At 41.6% G+C, this 17,784-nt stretch carries 16 protein-coding genes; 10 read left to right on the plus strand and 6 right to left on the minus strand.

The genetic code is table 11. The features are described 5' to 3' along the window. Nucleotides 1–166 precede the first annotated feature (166 nt). The 8 genes from nagA to L3V42_RS17515 all read left to right on the plus strand — a co-directional run bounded on the left by nagA (nt 167) and on the right by L3V42_RS17515 (nt 8,791). Complete coding sequence (nagA, locus tag L3V42_RS17480; protein WP_238472577.1) at nt 167–1,330, plus strand: N-acetylglucosamine-6-phosphate deacetylase; 1,164 nt, start codon at nt 167–169, stop codon at nt 1,328–1,330. Nucleotides 1,331–1,461: 131 nt separating this feature from the next. Beyond that, nucleotides 1,462–2,457, plus strand: a complete 996-nt coding sequence (dhaK, locus tag L3V42_RS17485; RefSeq protein ID WP_238472578.1) for a dihydroxyacetone kinase subunit DhaK — start codon at nt 1,462–1,464, stop codon at nt 2,455–2,457. Nucleotides 2,458–2,472: 15 nt separating this feature from the next. Then, nucleotides 2,473–3,093 carry a dihydroxyacetone kinase subunit DhaL gene (dhaL, locus tag L3V42_RS17490; RefSeq protein ID WP_238472579.1) on the plus strand — a complete coding sequence of 207 codons (621 nt, stop codon included), beginning with the start codon at nt 2,473–2,475 and terminating at the stop codon, nt 3,091–3,093. A gap of 6 nt (nt 3,094–3,099) precedes the next feature. Beyond that, nucleotides 3,100–3,477, plus strand: coding sequence for a dihydroxyacetone kinase phosphoryl donor subunit DhaM (gene dhaM, locus L3V42_RS17495; RefSeq protein WP_188855893.1), 378 nt, complete (start codon nt 3,100–3,102; stop codon nt 3,475–3,477). Between the two features lie 56 nt (nt 3,478–3,533). After that, complete coding sequence (locus L3V42_RS17500; protein ID WP_156856177.1) at nt 3,534–4,079, plus strand: glycerol-3-phosphate responsive antiterminator; 546 nt, start codon at nt 3,534–3,536, stop codon at nt 4,077–4,079. Nucleotides 4,080–4,339: 260 nt separating this feature from the next. After that, the gene (locus tag L3V42_RS17505) at nt 4,340–5,167 is read left to right on the plus strand and encodes an MIP/aquaporin family protein (protein ID WP_235763372.1); all 828 of its coding nucleotides are present in this window, start codon (nt 4,340–4,342) and stop codon (nt 5,165–5,167) included. A gap of 22 nt (nt 5,168–5,189) precedes the next feature. Continuing rightward, entirely contained in the window at nt 5,190–6,683 is a 1,494-nt protein-coding gene (gene glpK, locus L3V42_RS17510; RefSeq protein WP_235763373.1) for a glycerol kinase GlpK, read from the plus strand. A gap of 458 nt (nt 6,684–7,141) precedes the next feature. Continuing rightward, entirely contained in the window at nt 7,142–8,791 is a 1,650-nt protein-coding gene (locus tag L3V42_RS17515) for a glycerol-3-phosphate dehydrogenase/oxidase (RefSeq protein WP_238472580.1), read from the plus strand. A 294-nt stretch (nt 8,792–9,085) separates the two neighbouring features. Here the strand turns inward: L3V42_RS17515 and L3V42_RS17520 are convergent, their stop codons facing one another. The 4 genes from L3V42_RS17520 to L3V42_RS17535 form a co-directional block, all read right to left on the minus strand. Next, nucleotides 9,086–10,432, minus strand: a complete 1,347-nt coding sequence (locus L3V42_RS17520) for a cyclic 2,3-diphosphoglycerate synthase (RefSeq protein WP_235763375.1) — start codon at nt 10,430–10,432, stop codon at nt 9,086–9,088. A 137-nt stretch (nt 10,433–10,569) separates the two neighbouring features. Beyond that, nucleotides 10,570–11,343 (minus strand): ABC transporter substrate-binding protein, encoded by a 774-nt coding sequence (locus L3V42_RS17525; RefSeq protein WP_238472581.1) that lies wholly within the window; start codon nt 11,341–11,343, stop codon nt 10,570–10,572. A 34-nt stretch (nt 11,344–11,377) separates the two neighbouring features. Beyond that, nucleotides 11,378–12,529 carry an RNA-guided endonuclease InsQ/TnpB family protein gene (locus L3V42_RS17530; protein WP_238472582.1) on the minus strand — a complete coding sequence of 384 codons (1,152 nt, stop codon included), beginning with the start codon at nt 12,527–12,529 and terminating at the stop codon, nt 11,378–11,380. 267 nt (nt 12,530–12,796) lie between these two features. After that, complete coding sequence (locus L3V42_RS17535; RefSeq protein WP_235763378.1) at nt 12,797–13,312, minus strand: DoxX family protein; 516 nt, start codon at nt 13,310–13,312, stop codon at nt 12,797–12,799. Between the two features lie 262 nt (nt 13,313–13,574). Here L3V42_RS17535 and L3V42_RS17540 point away from each other — a divergent pair, with 262 nt between their 5' ends. After that, on the plus strand, nt 13,575–14,231 hold the full coding sequence (locus L3V42_RS17540) for a LuxR C-terminal-related transcriptional regulator (RefSeq protein ID WP_235764122.1): 657 nt from the start codon (nt 13,575–13,577) through the stop codon (nt 14,229–14,231). Between the two features lie 76 nt (nt 14,232–14,307). Here L3V42_RS17540 and L3V42_RS17545 read toward each other — a convergent pair whose 3' ends face one another. Both L3V42_RS17545 and codB read right to left on the minus strand, forming a co-directional pair. Next, a complete protein-coding gene (locus L3V42_RS17545; RefSeq protein WP_310739877.1) occupies nt 14,308–15,576 on the minus strand; it encodes a cytosine deaminase in 1,269 nt (422 codons plus the stop codon). Next, a complete protein-coding gene (gene codB, locus L3V42_RS17550; protein WP_238472583.1) occupies nt 15,566–16,825 on the minus strand; it encodes a cytosine permease in 1,260 nt (419 codons plus the stop codon). The genes L3V42_RS17545 and codB overlap by 11 nt, the downstream gene beginning before the upstream one ends. 339 nt (nt 16,826–17,164) lie before the next feature. Between codB and L3V42_RS17555 the strand changes: the two genes are divergently transcribed. Continuing rightward, the gene (locus tag L3V42_RS17555) at nt 17,165–17,485 is read left to right on the plus strand and encodes a YflT domain-containing protein (RefSeq protein WP_235764124.1); all 321 of its coding nucleotides are present in this window, start codon (nt 17,165–17,167) and stop codon (nt 17,483–17,485) included. Nucleotides 17,486–17,784 lie beyond the last annotated feature (299 nt).

Genomic DNA, 17,784 nt, shown 5'->3' on the forward strand with positions numbered 1-17,784 from the left:
AATAGACCAAAAATAGGGAAGATATTAGGTAAATAAGAGAGCTTTTTATGAAAAAACACATAAAAAGCTCTCTTATTTTAGTTTGACTTACCTCCCATTAAAAAACAGGAGTTTTTCAGTGGCCTCGGTCAGAGCACTTGTCCCGCAGCAGGAAGGAGAGCTACAAATGATTGTTGTTAAGAATGCACAAGTGTATACGGAAAGTGAGATCATCCCTGAGGCGAGGGTAGTTATCCGGGATGGCTTGATTGAGCAGATTGTTGCAAAGGATGGGTTGGCTGAGGATATTCCGCCGCAAGCACAAGTTATTGATGCTAAGCATGAATATGTTATTCCAGGTTTCATCGATACTCATATTCACGGAGCAGCAGGGGCAGATGTGATGGACGCGATGCCTGATGCACTTCAGACAATGGCTGAATTTTTGCCTAAGGAGGGTACAACTGCTTTCCTTGCGACAACAATTACACAAGCAACTGAAAAAATCGAGCAAGCACTTCGAAATATCGCAAATTTTAAAAGCAAACCAGGAAAATCGGAAGTAATCGGTGTGCATCTGGAAGGTCCTTTTGTAGAAAAAACGAAAGCTGGTGCTCAGCCGGTAGAGTATATACAGAAACCAGACATGGGACTTTTCAATAGATGGCAAGAGCTTGCGGGGAATAAGATTAAAATGATAACTCTTGCTCCTGAACATGATCCAGAGGGAAATTTCATTCGATATTTAAATGAAACAGGTGTTACGGTTTCAGCAGGACATACGGATGCAGGTTTTTCAGAGCTTAAAAGAGCTGTCCGACAAGGGGTACGGCAATTGACGCATTTATGTAATGCGATGAACGGAATTCATCATCGGGACATTGGAGCGGTCGGTGCAGCTTTATTACTGGAAGAATTACATGCGGAACTGATTGCGGATGGTATCCATGTTTCGGATGAAATGCTTCAATTGGTATACCATAATATGGGGAGCGGACGACTCACATTGATTACGGATGCGATGCGTGCGAAGGGGCTCCCTCCAGGCGATTATGAACTAGGTGGTCAGCCGGTAAAAGTGACCGAGGACCGGGCAGTGCTTGCGGATGGTACGCTAGCTGGGAGTATTCTTTCGATGCAAGAGGCAGTCAAGAAAATGTTTAAGCTTCTTGATGGGATTGGAATACGGGATATTATTCAAATGGCTTCTGTCAACCCTGCAAAACAAGCCAGTGTGTATGACCGTAAAGGAAGTATTACTGTGGGGAAAGATGCGGACTTATTGATTGTGGATGCTGAATTAAATATAAAATATACGATTTGCCGTGGGATTATTGCCCATATTGGGTAAAAGTTTTGTACTGAGACATTTACACTGACCCCGTGTCCCAACCCTATGTCCCACGCTGGGACATTTGCTCTGACCCCATGTGCCGTTCTACAATGGGGTTAGTTATTATTTTTGAATAGGAGGTAGTGGTTGTGAAGAAGATAATTAATGATCCGAATTTGGTTGTTAGGGATATGTTGGATGGGTTTGTTGCTGCTTACCCAAGGGAAGTTAGATTATTGCCCGGGACAACAGTTATTGCAAGGGTTGATGCCCCGGCTGCAAATAAGGTTGGCTTAGTTAGTGGTGGCGGGAGCGGTCACGAGCCGGCCCATGCTGGTTACGTCGGTGAGGGGATGCTTGACGCTGCAGTTGCTGGAGAAGTGTTTACTTCACCTACCCCAGATCAGGTGCTGGAAGGGATCAAAGCAGTTGACGCTGGTGAGGGTGTGTTACTCGTTATCAAAAATTATACGGGTGACGTGATGAACTTTGACATGGCAGCTGAACTGGCTGAAGCGGAAGGAATTCGTGTAGAGCAGGTTATTGTAAATGACGATGTTGCGGTAGAGGATAGTTCATTTACGACCGGTCGCAGAGGGATTGCCGGGACCGTTTTCGTCCATAAGTTAGCTGGTGCAAAGGCTGAAGCGGGCGGAACACTTGCTGAGGTGAAAGCAGTCGCTGAAAAAACGGTCAAAAATGTACGTTCCATCGGGATGGCGATTACCCCGTGTACCGTACCAGCCGCTAGGACACCGAGCTTTACACTGGAAGAAAATGAGATGGAAATTGGTATTGGTATTCACGGGGAACCAGGTATTGAACGGAAAGCGATTGTGAGTTCTGATGATATTGCTGCAGAACTTACGGAAAAGGTACTGGATGATCTTAAGCTTGAAACAGGTTCGGAAGTTGCGGTTATGGTGAATGGCTTAGGAGGTACGCCAGAAATGGAACTATACATCGTTAATAAAAAAGTGAATGAAATTTTAACGAGTAAGGGCATCCGTATTTATGATACATTCGTTGGAGAGTACATGACATCTTTAGAAATGGCGGGTGTTTCCGTAACTTTATTAAAGCTTGATGACGAACTAAAGGAACTGTTGGATGCTAAATCAAAGGCACCGGCATTCCGGCGCTGAAATGGGGGCGAAAAGATGGAATTGAATGTAGCAAATACAGTGAAGTGGATGACGTTAGCAAATGAAAAAATCCAGGAAAATAAAACGTATTTAACTGAATTGGATCAGGCAATTGGGGATGGTGACCATGGAATTAATATGGCACGTGGTTTTCAGGAAGTAGAGGAGAAAATTACTGCCACTGATTATGATAATGTTTCTGATCTACTGAAAGATATCTCCATGACTTTGCTATCGAAAGTTGGTGGTGCGGCTGGTCCGCTATATGGTACAGCTTTTTTAAAGCTATCGATGGCAGTAAAAGGTAGTGAGACGCTAGATTTTCCGAAGTTCAAGAGCGGATTGGCAGAGGCACTTGCAGGAATAAAGCAGCGAGGTAAAGCAGAAAAGGGCGAGAAAACACTAGTCGACGTCTGGGAGCCGCTTGTCGATTACTTGAATGGACAAAATAGCTTCAATGCAGCAGGCTTTGAATCAGTAGCGAAAGAAGCAATGGAAGCGACGAAAGACCTTGAGGCGAAGAAAGGTAGAGCGGCCTACTTGCGGGAACGCTCCATTGGTCATTTGGATCCTGGCTCGGTTTCATCGTTCTATATTTTCTCAAGCCTTGCTGAAGTGTTGAAGGAAGGTGACTAATAAAAATTGGCAAATGTAAGTATTGTGCTCGTATCTCACAGTTCGAAAGTAACGGAAGGGATTCGAGATATCATCACGCAAATGGTACCAGCTGTTTCGATTGGAGTAGCAGGCGGAACGGAAGAAGGAGAAATTGGTACGAACATTGATAAAATAAAGCAGGCGATAGAAGAGGTTCAGGGAGAAAAGGGAGTTCTCCTATTTTACGACATCGGCAGTGCTAAGATGAATGCCGAGTTAGCAGTGGAAATGAACGAATATAAAAATGTCCATGTCGTAGAAGCCCCAATTCTTGAAGGTGCTTTCGTGGCAGCTGTAGAAGCGGGCATGGGTAAGTCACTAGAAGAAGTGCAAGCGGCTGCTGAAAAAAATTATCGGGATTAGGAAGCTTATTTAGGGGATAAGAAAAAACAAATAAAAATCGATCCAGAGGGGTTTTCATGTTGTTTAAAGACAAAGTTATACCAGCAATTCGAAAGATCAAAGATTTTGAAAAAGTCCTAGAGAGCGGCCACGAGACTATTATTTTATTAGAAAGTCGTGTCTCCCAATTGCAAAATTTAGTTAAATATGCTCATCAATATGGAAAAAAGATATATGTGCATGCGGATCTGATTAGTGGATTAAAAGCAGATAAATATGGGATAGAATTTTTAACGAATAATGTAAAAGTAGATGGAATCATTTCGACAAGAGGAGAAGTAATTTCCCTTGTCAAAAAGCAACGTATTGTTGCTATTCAACGTTTATTTGCTTTAGATAGTCATGCACTTGATCACAATTTGCAAATATGTAAGCGGGTGAATCCTGATTATATTGAAATATTACCGGCAATTCTACCCGGAATCATTAAAGAAGTACAAGAAGAAACGGGCATACCCATTATTGCCGGGGGATTAATCAGAACAGAGCAGGATGTTAAGGAAACTATTAAAAATGGTGCCGTAGCTGTAACAACCTCGAGTAACCTACTTTGGGAGCTTTAGCAGTTAGAAACTAAGACCACATCTTTGCTTGTTGCCTTCAAGCTGAAAGACGCAAATAAAAACCTGAAATATTTTTGTTGACAACGCTTTCACGGTGATGTAGAATGCTAGTTACAAGTTAAGCGAAGTGCTGGAGATGAGAGAATCACACTGCACCCCATATTTCTTTGAACGGGAAATATTATGGGGTGAGGTGTGATTTTTTTAAAGGCTTGTCATAACTTGTTGTAAGGGGTTTAATATTTAAAGGGGGTTAAGGGATGTCAGCGTTTCTAGCAGAGGTCATTGGTACGATGGTTCTCATTATTTTTGGCGGCGGTGTGGTAGCAAGCAATATTTTGAACAAGTCAAAAGGTGCTGGCGGTGGCTGGGTGCTAATAACACTCGGATGGGGACTTGCGGTAACTTTAGGGGTGTACGCCGCAGGAAACTTTTCTGGAGCCCATCTGAATCCAGCTGTTACTTTAGGGTTTGCTGCTATTGGAGAATTTCCTTGGGAAAATGTATTAACGTATATTTCAGGACAAATGGTTGGTGCTATAATTGGAGCCACCATCGTTTTCTTTGCTTATTTACCTCATTGGAGAGAGACAAGGGAGACGGACCTGAAGTTAGCCGTATTCGCAACAGGACCGGCAATCCGGAGTCCATTATCAAACCTTGTTACTGAAATGATTGGTACGTTCGCTCTGCTTCTAGGTCTACTCTTTATTGGTGCCAATCAATTTACGGAAGGGTTAAACCCGCTTGTTGTGGGTGCGTTAATTGTTGCGATCGGTATGTCTTTAGGAGGACCTACAGGTTACGCGATTAACCCGGCACGTGATTTAGGACCAAGGATTGCACATGCCCTGCTTCCAATACCCGGTAAAGGAAGCTCTGATTGGGGATACGCGTGGGTTCCGGTGATTGGTCCTATTATCGGCGGGGTTTATGGGGCCTTGTTTTATCAAGCTTTCTTTACAGGTGCTTATACCACGATGTTTTGGATAGCGAGTGTGGTGGTAGCTATCATATTTGTGGCCGCTGCAAGCATCGAATTAAAAAAAGCACCGAATAGACCGATAGCTAATAAAAAAGTATCTTAAGCAAAATGGGAGGGGAAAACAGATGAAAAAATTTATTTTATCTATTGATCAAGGAACAACCAGCTCGCGGGCTATCTTATTTAACGAAAAGGGAGAGATTGTGGAAGTATCACAACGGGAATTTGAGCAATTTTTTCCACATCCCGGTTGGGTTGAGCATGATGCCAATGAAATTTGGACATCTGTTCTAGCTTGTATTGCGGATGTGTTAAGAAAGGCTGATATCGGTCCGGATCAAGTGGCAGGTATCGGTATTTCCAACCAAAGGGAAACGACTGTTGTCTGGGATAGAAAAACTGGAAAGCCTATTTATAGAGCGGTCGTCTGGCAATCAAGGCAAACGGAAGAGATTGTGCAAACCTTGCGCGAAAAAGGCTATAATGACTTGTTTAAAGAAAAGACAGGCTTGTTGCTTGATCCGTACTTTTCTGGGACAAAGGTAAAATGGATTTTAGATCATGTGGACGGAGCAAGGGAAAAAGCGGAAAACGGAGAACTGCAATTCGGTACGATTGACAGCTGGCTTGTATATAAATTATCAGGTCATAAAGTTCATGTCACGGACTACTCCAATGCTTCCAGGACCTTGATGTACAATATTTATGATTTAAAATGGGATGATGAGCTGCTCGACATTTTAACGGTACCAAAGAGTATGCTTCCTGAGGTGAAACAGTCTTCAGAAGTATATGCCCATACCGTAAGTTATCATTTCTTCGGGGAAGAAGTTCCCATCGCTGGGATTGCAGGTGATCAGCAAGCAGCTTTATTCGGTCAAGCGTGTTTTGACAAAGGAATGGTTAAAAATACGTATGGTACAGGCGGATTCTTATTAATGAACACGGGAGAACAAGGTGTCGGATCTGAAAATGGTTTACTGACGACGATTGCTTGGGGAGTAGACGGAAAAGTTGAATATGCTCTTGAAGGCAGCGTGTTTGTGTCAGGATCCGCGATTCAATGGCTCCGCGATGGATTGGAATTATTGGAAAGCGCCCCAGATAGTGAGCAATTAGCTACGAATGTGGCATCGACAGACGGTGTGTATGTCGTTCCTGCATTTGTTGGATTAGGTACACCATATTGGGATAGTGAAGCGCGGGGAGCAGTGTTCGGGCTGACGCGTGGCACGACAAAAGAGCATCTTGTTCGGGCTACACTGGAATCGATTGCTTATCAGTCAAAAGATGTTGTAGATATCATGGCTGCCGACTCGGGTATTGATGTGAAATCATTACGTGTTGACGGTGGAGCGGTTAAAAATAATTTCCTCATGCAGTTCCAGAGCGATCTTTTGAATGTTCAAGTCGATAGGCCTGTGATTAACGAAACAACAGCTTTAGGAGCGGCGTATTTAGCTGGTTTGGCAATCGGTTATTGGAAGGACAGAGAAGAAATAGCAAAACAATGGCAAATTGAGCGCAGCTTTACGCCTGAATCTGCAGAAGAAAAACGCAACGAGCTTTATAATGGTTGGAAGAAAGCTGTGGAGGCAACGAGAGTATTCAAGATATAAGAAGCTCAAATTTAAGCTTTTTTCCAAGTGACGCACTGTTATAGAGGTGAAATACTTTACCAGCGGACAGAATAGGTGTTATACTATCATTAAGTTAATATATTGGACGGAGATTCCCGAGAGACCACATGACCTCTAATCTTTAGAGTGTTTTGTGGTCTCTTTTTGTTTATGTGAGAAACGAGGGATCATTATTAATGAGGTTATCATATTGTTTAGGTAATGATTGGTCTCATAACATAAATCCGTCTCAAATTATAAAGTGAAACTTCACTCATTGGGGAATTCCTTATCTCCCCCGATGAATGTTAGTTGAACAGAATCAGGGATTTACGGACTGTTTATCCTCCTCCTTACATTTAGGATTTCTCTCATGTGTATGGAAGCAGGATTACAGATCGTTAATGCGTGATAAACTACAAATATACGGTATTCATTAAAAAAAGGAGCGGGTTCACATGTTTTCAAGTTTACATCGCGAAGAAATAAAAAGGAACATGCAGGAAAATCTTGATTTAATCGTAATAGGTGGGGGTATTACAGGAGCTGGAATTGCTCTTGACGCGGCAACAAGAGAGATGAAGGTAGCTGTATTCGAAATGCAGGATTTCTCAGCGGGTACTTCCAGTCGCTCCACGAAACTTATCCATGGTGGATTGCGGTATTTGAAACAGTTTGAAATAGGCGTGGTTACGGAAACCGGCAGGGAGCGGGCAATTGTTTATGAAAATGGCCCCCATGTGACCACACCGGAATGGATGATGCTTCCGTTTTATAAAGGAGGGACGTTCGGGCCGTTCACAACGAATATTGGCTTGCGGGTCTATGATATTCTTGCCGGGGTGGAAAAAGAGGAAAGAAGAAAAATGTTTAAGCCGGAAGAGGCGTTAAGCCGAGAACCGTTGCTAAATGCAGCAGACCTGAAAGGAGCGGGTTACTATGTGGAGTATAAGACAGATGACGCCCGCTTAACGATTGAGGTGATGAAAAAAGCTGTAGAAAATGGTGCGCTTGCTCTAAATTATATGAAAATCACGAACTTAATTTATGAAAATAATAAAGTAATTGGTGTGGAGGCCAGGGATCAAATAGATGGCACAACCCAGAAATATTATGCAAAAAAAGTTGTAAATGCTGCTGGACCATGGGTAGATACGTTACGTGAATTAGACAACTCTAAAAAAGGAAAGCATTTGAGATTGACGAAAGGAATCCATCTCGTATTTGATGGTGGACGATTTCCGTTAAAACAAGCTATTTATTTTGATACTCCAGATGGAAGGATGATATTCGCTATTCCGCGGGAGGGCAAAACTTATGTAGGTACTACAGATACCGTGTATGAAGGCGATATTGCCAATCCGAAAATGACCATAGCAGACCAGGAATATGTGTTAAAAGCAATTGATTATATGTTCCCTCAAGTCGGTATTAAAGCAGAAGATGTGGAGTCGAGCTGGGCCGGCTTACGTCCGCTTATCCATGAAGAGGGGAAAGACCCCTCAGAGGTTTCCCGGAAAGATGAAATTTTTATCTCTGATACAGGTTTTATTTCCATAGCTGGCGGAAAGTTAACCGGGTACCGTAAGATGGCAGAAAGCATTGTGGATTTAGTCGGGAAGCAATTAGCTGAAGAAGAGGGCCGGACATTCCCTGCTACGCAAACGAAAGAATTACGTATCTCTGGCGGATCTGTAGGAGGATCAGCAGGTTTTCCTGATTTTATAAAAGAAAAGGTAGAGATTGGATTGCAAATTGGCTTAAAAGAAGAAATAGCGAAGGAGCTTGTGCAACGATATGGCTCTAATGTAGAAATTATATATGATATTTATCAGCATGAATCCCAAGCCGAAGACGGGACAATAGATCCGGTGGTGCTTACGATGCTGCGTTATTCCATTGACTATGAATCAACATATAAGCCGACAGACTTTTTTATTAGACGTACAGGCGCGTTATTTTTCAATATTTCCTGGGTACACGAACATAAAAATGAAGTGGTTCAATATATGGCGAAAATTCTTGACTGGACTAATGAACAGAAACAAGAATATGAAAAAGAATTGGAACAAGCCTTACATGACGCAACTCACCCCACCCGGGACTGATAACTTGCCGGGACACGGGTTCAGAGCGAGGCTGCTGAAAAACATATTATGGAAATTATTTTTCTCACTTTGATAACCAAAATCGAGTGAAAACAGGTATTTATTCCCCACTTTCATAGGTTATTTTACATGAAATTTGGGAATCGGTTTCCAGTCGCTTGAAATTAGTGTACTTTTTCAGCAGCCTCGGTCAGAGCATCTGTCCCGCTCGCAAAAAACGGCGGGACATTGGGGTCAGAGGCATTGTCCCATAAAAAAATCGGGGCAACGGCTCTGACCCCGTGTCCCGATTTTTTATGCTAATTGCAGCTGGTGTTTTTTGATGAAGTTTTCAAGGATGTTGTCCAAGTTCGGTCCTTCTACTTCGTCTAAGTCATAGAAGACGCGAGTGGTTGGTTTATTGATGTTGATAACTCGTGTTAAATCGATTGGCGTTCCGATAATAACCGCGTCACAATCTGTATTATTAATTGTTTCCTCTAAATCCTTCAACTGTTTTTCACCATATCCCATCGCAGGAAGTACGTTTTCCAGATGTGGATAAGTTGCAAATGTTTCTTTTAGTGAACCTACTAAATATGGAGTGGGATCAATTACTTCTGTTGCTCCGTTTCGCTCTGCAGCAACAGTTCCAGCGCCAATTTTCATTTCGCCGTGGGTAAGTGTCGGCCCGTCTTCCACAACTAAAACACGTTTCCCTTTAATGAGCTCCGGCTTATCCACAGATATAGTGGATTCGGCTTTGATAATTTCACTATTCGGGCTTGCTGTTTTAATATTATTTTCCACAATGTCAATCGCTTCTTGCGGTGCGCTGTCCACTTTGTTGATAATCGAGACATCGGTCGTTCTTAAACATACCTCGCCAGGATAATACTTCAGCTCGTGACCAGGACGATGCGGATCAAGTACGGTTACTGCCAGGTCCGGTTCAATGAATGAGAAATCATTATTTCCACCGTCCCAAAGAATCACGTCACAGCCATCCGGATCATTTTCCGCAGCCTCTAAAATATCTGCATAATCTACTCCGGCATAGACAATATTTCCTCTTATTACATGTGGTTCATACTCTTCCATTTCCTCAATGGTACATTCATGCTTTTTTAAGTCGTCAACAGTTGCAAAACGCTGTACTCGCTGAGCGTTGAGGTCACCGTAAGGCATTGGATGACGGATTGCTACAACTTTTAAATTATTGTTAAGTAGTGTTTCGATAATCTTACGGGATGTTTGGCTTTTTCCTGTTCCAGTACGTACTGCCGTTACGGAAATAACCGGCTTCTTACTTTTCAGCATCGTACTGTTTGGTCCAAGCAATTTAAAGTCGGCACCAGCAGCGTTCACAACGGCGCTGATTCCCATGACATCTTCATAGCTTAAATCACTGAAGGCAAAAACACACTCATCGACTTCAAGTTCTTTGATTAGTTTCGGCAGTTCATCTTGGGAATAAATAGGAATACCTTCTGGATATAGTTCTCCCGCAAGTTCACTCGGATATTTCCGTCCATCAATATCAGGAATTTGCGCTGCAGTAAACGCAACAACATTATATGCATTATTATCACGATAATACGTGTTAAAGTTATGAAAGTCTCTTCCGGCCGCACCAATTATAATTACATTTTTAGTTTTCATTGTATTCGCTCCTATGTGTGTAAAGAATTGATTATAATTATACTATTTAATGTATATTTATTCAATAGGTTAAATAAAAAAAGTGGATTCATCTGAAAAAAGCTTGATGAATCCGCCTATTTATTTAAAGAAATCTATTATTCTTCCCGAAAAGTCTTGAAATAAGCGGCCGCTTCTACCATTTTCGCGCCGTACCAGAACATTTCTCCATCTACAATCCTTACCTTCGTATGCGGCAACATCTTCTCGAACACGTCGAGGTGTTTTTCCCGAAAAGGAAAAGGCTCCGTCGCAAGGAAAACTTCATCGAGTTTTGCTTTCTTGAAATCCTTTTCATTCACCATTGGATAGCGTCCTTCCGCTTCTGTAAAAGGATTGCTGAATCCCATTTCTTCAAGCAACGAATTGATATATGTATCTTTTCCCACTACCATATAGGGCTTTTGCCAAATGACATAGGCAACTCGATTATTCTTCCCATGTGGCAGGACTTGAAATGCGTTTTTGATTTGTTGCATAAGTTGTATTGCAGCTTTTTCTCTATCTGTTAGTCGACCAATATCTTCAATCATGGGGAAGACATCCTTGAAATGTTGCACTTCAAAGACAAAAACTGGATAATGTTTTTCTAGCGTCTCCACCATTTCCTTCGTGTTTTCTTCTTTTTCAGCAATGATTAGATCTGGCTTTAATTCATGGATACGATCCAGTTTCATATCTTTTGTGCCACCAATATTAACGGCATGCTGGACTTTATCTTCCGGAAATTTGCAAAACCTGGTTCGCCCGACGATTTTTTTATCTAATCCTAAATGATACATTGTCTCGGTTATCGCCGGAACAAACGAAATAATCCGCTCCGGTTTACGAACAAGCGGAACCAACCGACCGAGATGATCACGAACACTCACACAAATAACCTCCTTAATTGGCGGAACAGTGGGGTCAGAGTTTTAGTGCTGTATTTTTATGACCGCAAGCTGAACATAATTGGGTAGATGCAAATATTTTCGGTGCTTTGACAAAGTATTTCCCCCGTTGCTCCAATTTGTATTTTAAATAGAGGCGAAAATTACCGAAACCATTATCTTGCTGATTTTTGGCATAATACTTGTTTTGTCCAATCGCACGAAGATTTACGTTCTCTACTACAATCATGTCATAATGGTTCGCAAGCGTATAAGCCTTCTTGTGAAGCCAATCTTTTCGTTGGTTTGCGACTTTGGTTTCCAATCTCGAAACGAAAAGCCGTTGTTTTTCCCAACGATTGGAACCTTTTACTCTGCGCGATAGCACGCGTCGTTCTTTCGCCAAACGTTCTATCATTTCCCTGTAGTATTGAGGATAATTGGCTTTCTTACCCTCATTGTCAACGAAAAAATGAGATTGAGAATAATCTAGTCCTAGAATACGATTAGGCGTACCAATGCTGGCAATTTCTATTGAAAATTCAACACAAATAGACACGTCATATTGTCCTTTCGTGTTCATCGTAACCGTAACATGTTTAATGTTACTGCCCTGCGGTAAGGGCCGATGTTTGTTCAGCCTTAACCCGACTACTTTCACAGGAGACTTTTGTGCAGACGGGAGATATAATATGTCGTCTTTAATGTAGATAGTTCCATTTTGGTTGAATGTCGTATAGCTGGCTGTGCTGCCTTTACGGGATTTGAACTTCGGCATTCCTTTTAAATCACGGAATGTCGGTTCTATCCCGAGTGTTTTCTGACGTTTTAAAGTGGATTTTTTGTATTGTTTCTTATAAGCAATTTTGTTGAAGGCTGTTATCGCCTTGTTGAAGTGCTGTTTTGCTTCGTTGGAGGCGAATGCGTCTACAAGATAGAAGTAAGCCACATCATCTTCATTTAAACATTGTTTTTTGAATTGAGAAACAGTCGACATCCCCATCTTTTTTAATGAAGGTAAGGCATCACCTGGTTGATAGTTACTTTTTTCCAAATAATCATAGAGGTGGGCAACATGGAGGTTATACATCTTTCTCTTTGCACCGAAACATTGTCGGAAATACGTTTCTGCATCTTGAGAAATGGGGGTCGCACGATACACATAGCCACGGTTCACGAATTCCAGCATGGATTCCACCACCTGTCATTTTTGTTTTTATAGATGGTATTGAAGTGGGTAAACGTATCCTCCACCGTGAATAACATTTGACACAGTTATCACCCTATCCCTATTATACTACGAAATATATCACAGATATAGGGATGATAGAGAGCAAAATGATAATATAACTAATGAAATCCGCTGATAATAATAAATTGATAAATTTATAAAAAATATCAAACACACTGACCCCATGTCCTGATCGGGACACGGGGTCAGTGTATTTGTCCCAGTTTATGCTGGGAAATTAACTGTTTTATCTGTTGGTTTGGTTTGTACCTTTTTATGGAAACGAGCCTTGATATATGGAGCGATGAAACGGTCGACACCGTAGTGATAACTAGCCGCACCTGTGAATAATAACACAATCGCAACCGTGTAAAAGATCGGATTTGTACTCAATGTTCCTGCAAGTAAGAAATTAAGATTCATGAATGCACCAGCAATTAAAGCAGGAATAGTAGCTGCACCAAGGATTAAACCGATACCTACCAAGAGCTCTCCCCAAGGGATCAAAATATTTATTAAACCGACATTTGGAATCGCGAAGCCTTCGATAAAAGTTGCGTACCATGCTTGTACCGTAGGGGCTTCACCCGTTGCGTTGGCAAGTACACCTTGCAGATATCCGCTAGCATCAAAGCCTCCAACTACTTTACCCCAACCCGCAGTCAACCATTGTACACCTAGCCAAATACGCAATATTGTCCAAATAATCGCCATCTGAGGTCCTTTAAGAAAGTTTTTCATTTGTTTATCTCCTCACATATTTTATTGTGAAACATTTCACTAACTCTTACAATTTAAATATACTGTATTCAACGTGAAAATGCAATATACTTCACCGCTTTGTAACAATTAAATAGCGGGCTCAGAGCATTTGTCCCAAAATTCCTGGGACAAATGCTCTGACCCTCTTGTCCCGTTTTCTTATTTGCGTTTAGAAATTGTTTAGTTCGGCTTTTTATACTATGAATTGGGTAGGTTTATCAATATATAGAGGGTGTTTATCATGAGAGTTGTTATTGGCGATGATTTAAATGTATATAGTGAGGGGCTACAATTCATTATAAATGCAGAAGCAGATATGGAAGTGGTAGGGGTACTTCATGAGCAAAATAATTATTTGGAACAACTGGAAAGGTTACAGCCATCGATTATATTATTTAATATGAAGAAGCTGCAAACTGGAATGGAAAATGCTGTTTATCAATATTGGAAGGGTCATTCGAAGGTGAAGCTGGTTTATCTTTCGCCAAAGGTCGATTCCGTTTTGTTTTATGAGTGGGTTAAGAATAAGCCGGATGGTATTTTACTTCAGGATCTCTCTCCAGAAAAATTCATCAGTTCCGTACGGGATGTACATAACGATCAATATATTCTTTCCGGAAAAATTGCCCATGAATTAATTAAAGGCTTCCATCAAATTGATTTGCTAAAGAAAATGATTTTAAAAGAAAGCTTGCGTAAACAGAAAATCGATGTATCTTTACGGGAATTGGATATTTTATATTTAATGTTTCTTAAGAAAAAAAATCAAGAGATCGCAAAAGAGCTGGATTTGCCTGATCAATCTGTTCGATACTACGTGAGTAAGGTGTACAAAACATTAAAATTAAAAAACCGGGCTGAAACAATCCGTTATCTTAGTAAGCTGATAAACGAATAATGAAACATTGGGGTCAGAGCACTTCTCCCAGAAGTTCTAGGACAAGTGCTCTGACCCCAATGTCCCACCCGCCACTTTATCTTGAAAATGTGATTTCTTTTTTTGTGGTTAAGTTGATATGGGTTTCGCTTGGTTTTGTTTCGGCTATTTTTTTGCCGTTCCGGAAGGCGTAGCGGACAATTGCTTGTTTCCGAACCGCTTCATATTCATTTTCCGCTCCTAAAACTATAAAGTTCGCCGGTTTTCCGGCTTCAATCCCGTAGCGCTCTTCAATATACAAGGTGCGTGCGCTGTTTGCTGTAATCAAATCGATAGAATTAACTATTTCTTCATAGCCCATCAATTGCGCAACGTGGATTCCCATATGCAATACGTTCAACATATTACCCGTACCTAATGGATACCAAGGGTCAAAAACATCATCGTGGCCGAAGCAGACATTCAAATTCGCCTCCAGCAGTTCTTTTACCCGCGTTAACCCGCGTCGTTTCGGATACGTATCAAACCGACCTTGTAAATGAATATTGATTAGGGGATTTGAGACAAAATTAATATTTGCCTTTTTCAATAATCCAAACAATTTAGATGTATATGCATTATTATAAGAACCCATCGCTGTCGTATGGCTTGCAGTAGTTCTCGCTCCAAGCCCACGCTTAAAGGATTCTGCAGCAACAACTTCCACAAATCTGGATTGTTCATCATCCGTTTCATCGCAATGGATGTCAATAAGCCGGTCATATTTTTCCGCTAAGTCAAAAGCAATTTTCAATGATTCAACCCCATACTCGCGAGTGAATTCAAAGTGGGGAATACCGCCAACGACGTCCGCCCCGAGCTTAAGCGACTCCTCGAGAAGCTCTTTCCCGTTCGGATAAGAAAGGATTCCTTCTTGCGGGAATGCGACTACTTGCAGGTCGAGATAATCTTTCATCTCTTCCTTCACAGCGAGCATTGCTTTTAAAGCTGTCAAATCAGGATCTGTCACATCCACATGTGTGCGGACATGCTGAATCCCTTGGGCAATCTGCCATTCAAGTACGGTTTTCGTCCGTTCTTTCACATCTTCTCCCGTAAGAGACTCTTTCCGCTCGGCCCAGCGCTGGATTCCTTCAAATAATGTACCACTCCGATTCCATTCAGGTTCCCCCGCTGTAAGGGTCGTATCCAAATGGATATGAGGCTCGATAAATGGAGGAAGAACAAGCGCGCCTTCGACATCGAGAACCTCCGTATCTTGAGGTAATTCTGTCTCATTCGTTGTAATTCTTTCAAAAATACCATCTTGAATCATAATATGAAATGTTCCATCTTGTCCACGTAACGTACAATTCTTAATGATCACTAGACATAGCAACTCCTTTTACAAAATCTTCTTGAGGTAAAATTTTCGTTAATAAAATATATACAATACCAGTTCCAATCAGGGCATTTAACGGACTGATTCCTGGAGCGAATTGGGCTAGACCAACGCCTGCTGCCCAAGCAATCATTGCAATCCAGTTCACTTTTTGAAATTGCACGGCTTTAAATTCGGCATATTTTCGCTTGCGGATAAAGAAATAGTCTGCAATAATAATCGCCCCGATCGAAGGGATGGCCGCTCCTAACACATTTAAAAATCCAACAAAATTACTGTACATCCACATCGCAAAAAGTGTTCCAACGAGTCCGTTAATGATGACAAACAACTTCTTCGGCATATTCGTGATATTCGCAAAAGCTAATCCAGAAGCGTAAAGCGCGTTGTCATTCGTTGTCCAGATATTCAAGCCAAGGACGACAATCGCCGGAATAACTAGCCCTTGTAAAAAGAGAACTTCGGAAATCTCAGCAAGACCATATGCCATTGCACCAAATGCACCGAATATAAACATGAGTGTGTTACCTAGTAAAAAGGCGATGACCGTTGCTGTCACTGCTTGGCGTGGTGATTTGGAAAAACGTGTAAAATCTGGTGTGAGTGAACCGGCGCTGATGAAAGAACCAATACAAATCGTAAGCGCCGCTGCCACGGAAACCGATGTCACCGGTTCATAGGCGACGAGTCCTTGCAGCCCGCCGATTACTTCTGTTGCGTGAAACATCGAATACGTACCAAGAATTGTAATCGCAGGCACCGCAATGTACCCGAGCAGAACGAGTGACTTCATCCCATATAAGGCGCTCGCTGTCATCGCAATCCCAAAAAGGAAAATAAGAGCAAACACATTCCAGCCGAGTATTTTTGCAACAGGAATCGCAAACATGGCAACCCCGACTCCGAACCAGCCGACTTGTGTAAAGCCAAGCAGGAAAGAAGGGAGATGTGAACCTTTTTCTCCGAAGGCATATTTTGCTAATAGATGGGTTGATAGACCAGTTTTTGCTGAAATATAGGCTAGCGAACCAGTGTATATTCCTAAAATGAAATTCCCAATCAAAACAATCAGCATGAACTGTGTGAACGTAAGGCCAAGTCCGAGCTCGCCACCTGCGAGCATACTTGCTGAGAAAAATGTCATCCCGAGCATGACAGATAAGATTTTCCAAAAGTTATTACGGTTTCCCATTGGGACAACTTGCCGAGAAAATTCTGGATCAAACTTTTCCATTTCGTTTCCTCCTCATTATAGCTGGTATCCATTATCCATTCATGAGGAAGTAAAAAAAGAGGCTAATCATCAGCATTTGCTGACAATTAGCCTCTTTTAAGTATAAAGATATGGTACCTGCAGTACATACTAATGCAGATATATCTTTTACTTTCCCGCTGTTCTTGTCAGCCTCACAGGACTGAATTAAAGATACCAGTGTTTAATTAATGATTATTATAACAGGATAATCCGGTTTCTGCAAGATGAAGATGTTTTATTTTCGCTAGAGCGGTTAAACATAGATTGTAAGTAAAAAAAGAAACATAAACTCGGAAAACATCTTAGGAGGTTTTAATAATGGAAAATGTTTATGTCGTTGAAAATAGCGTGAAGGCAAAAGAGAAAATTGATCAATTAACGATACAAGGCTATACAAAAGATGAAATTTACGTTGTAGCCCACGAGCCGGATCAAACAGACAAGCTTTCGGAAAATCTGCATGTAAATCAAGTAGGCATGGAGGAAGAGGGAGTCTTGGATAAAATTGCAAATGTCTTTCGATCCCGTGGTGACGAGCTTCGGAATCAATTTGAAAATCTCGGTCTATCCGCCGCTGAAGCAGACAGATACGAAGCAGAGCTCGACAAAGGCCATTTTGTAATCATCGCAAAAAAATAATGCAAAAAGCGGGACATTGGGGCGAGAGCACTTGTCCCAGATTTCTGGGACAAAAGCTCTGACCGAGGCCACTGAAAAACTCCTGTTTTTTTAATGGGAGGTAAGTCAAACTAAAATAAGAGAGCTTTTTATGTGTTTTTTCATAAAAATCTCTCTTATTTACCTAATATCCTCCCTATTTTTGGTCTATTAGCTTCATGATTCTTTTTATATTTGTCGCAAATATCGTGGTTGCTCCTTGTATCTCCATGCCGAATAGACCCGAGTCAGTGGCTTTATTGTACCCGTGTCGATTTTTT

Origin of the sequence: Oceanobacillus alkalisoli (assembly GCF_022213125.1) — a bacterium.
GTDB lineage: Bacteria > Bacillota > Bacilli > Bacillales > Amphibacillaceae > Oceanobacillus > Oceanobacillus alkalisoli.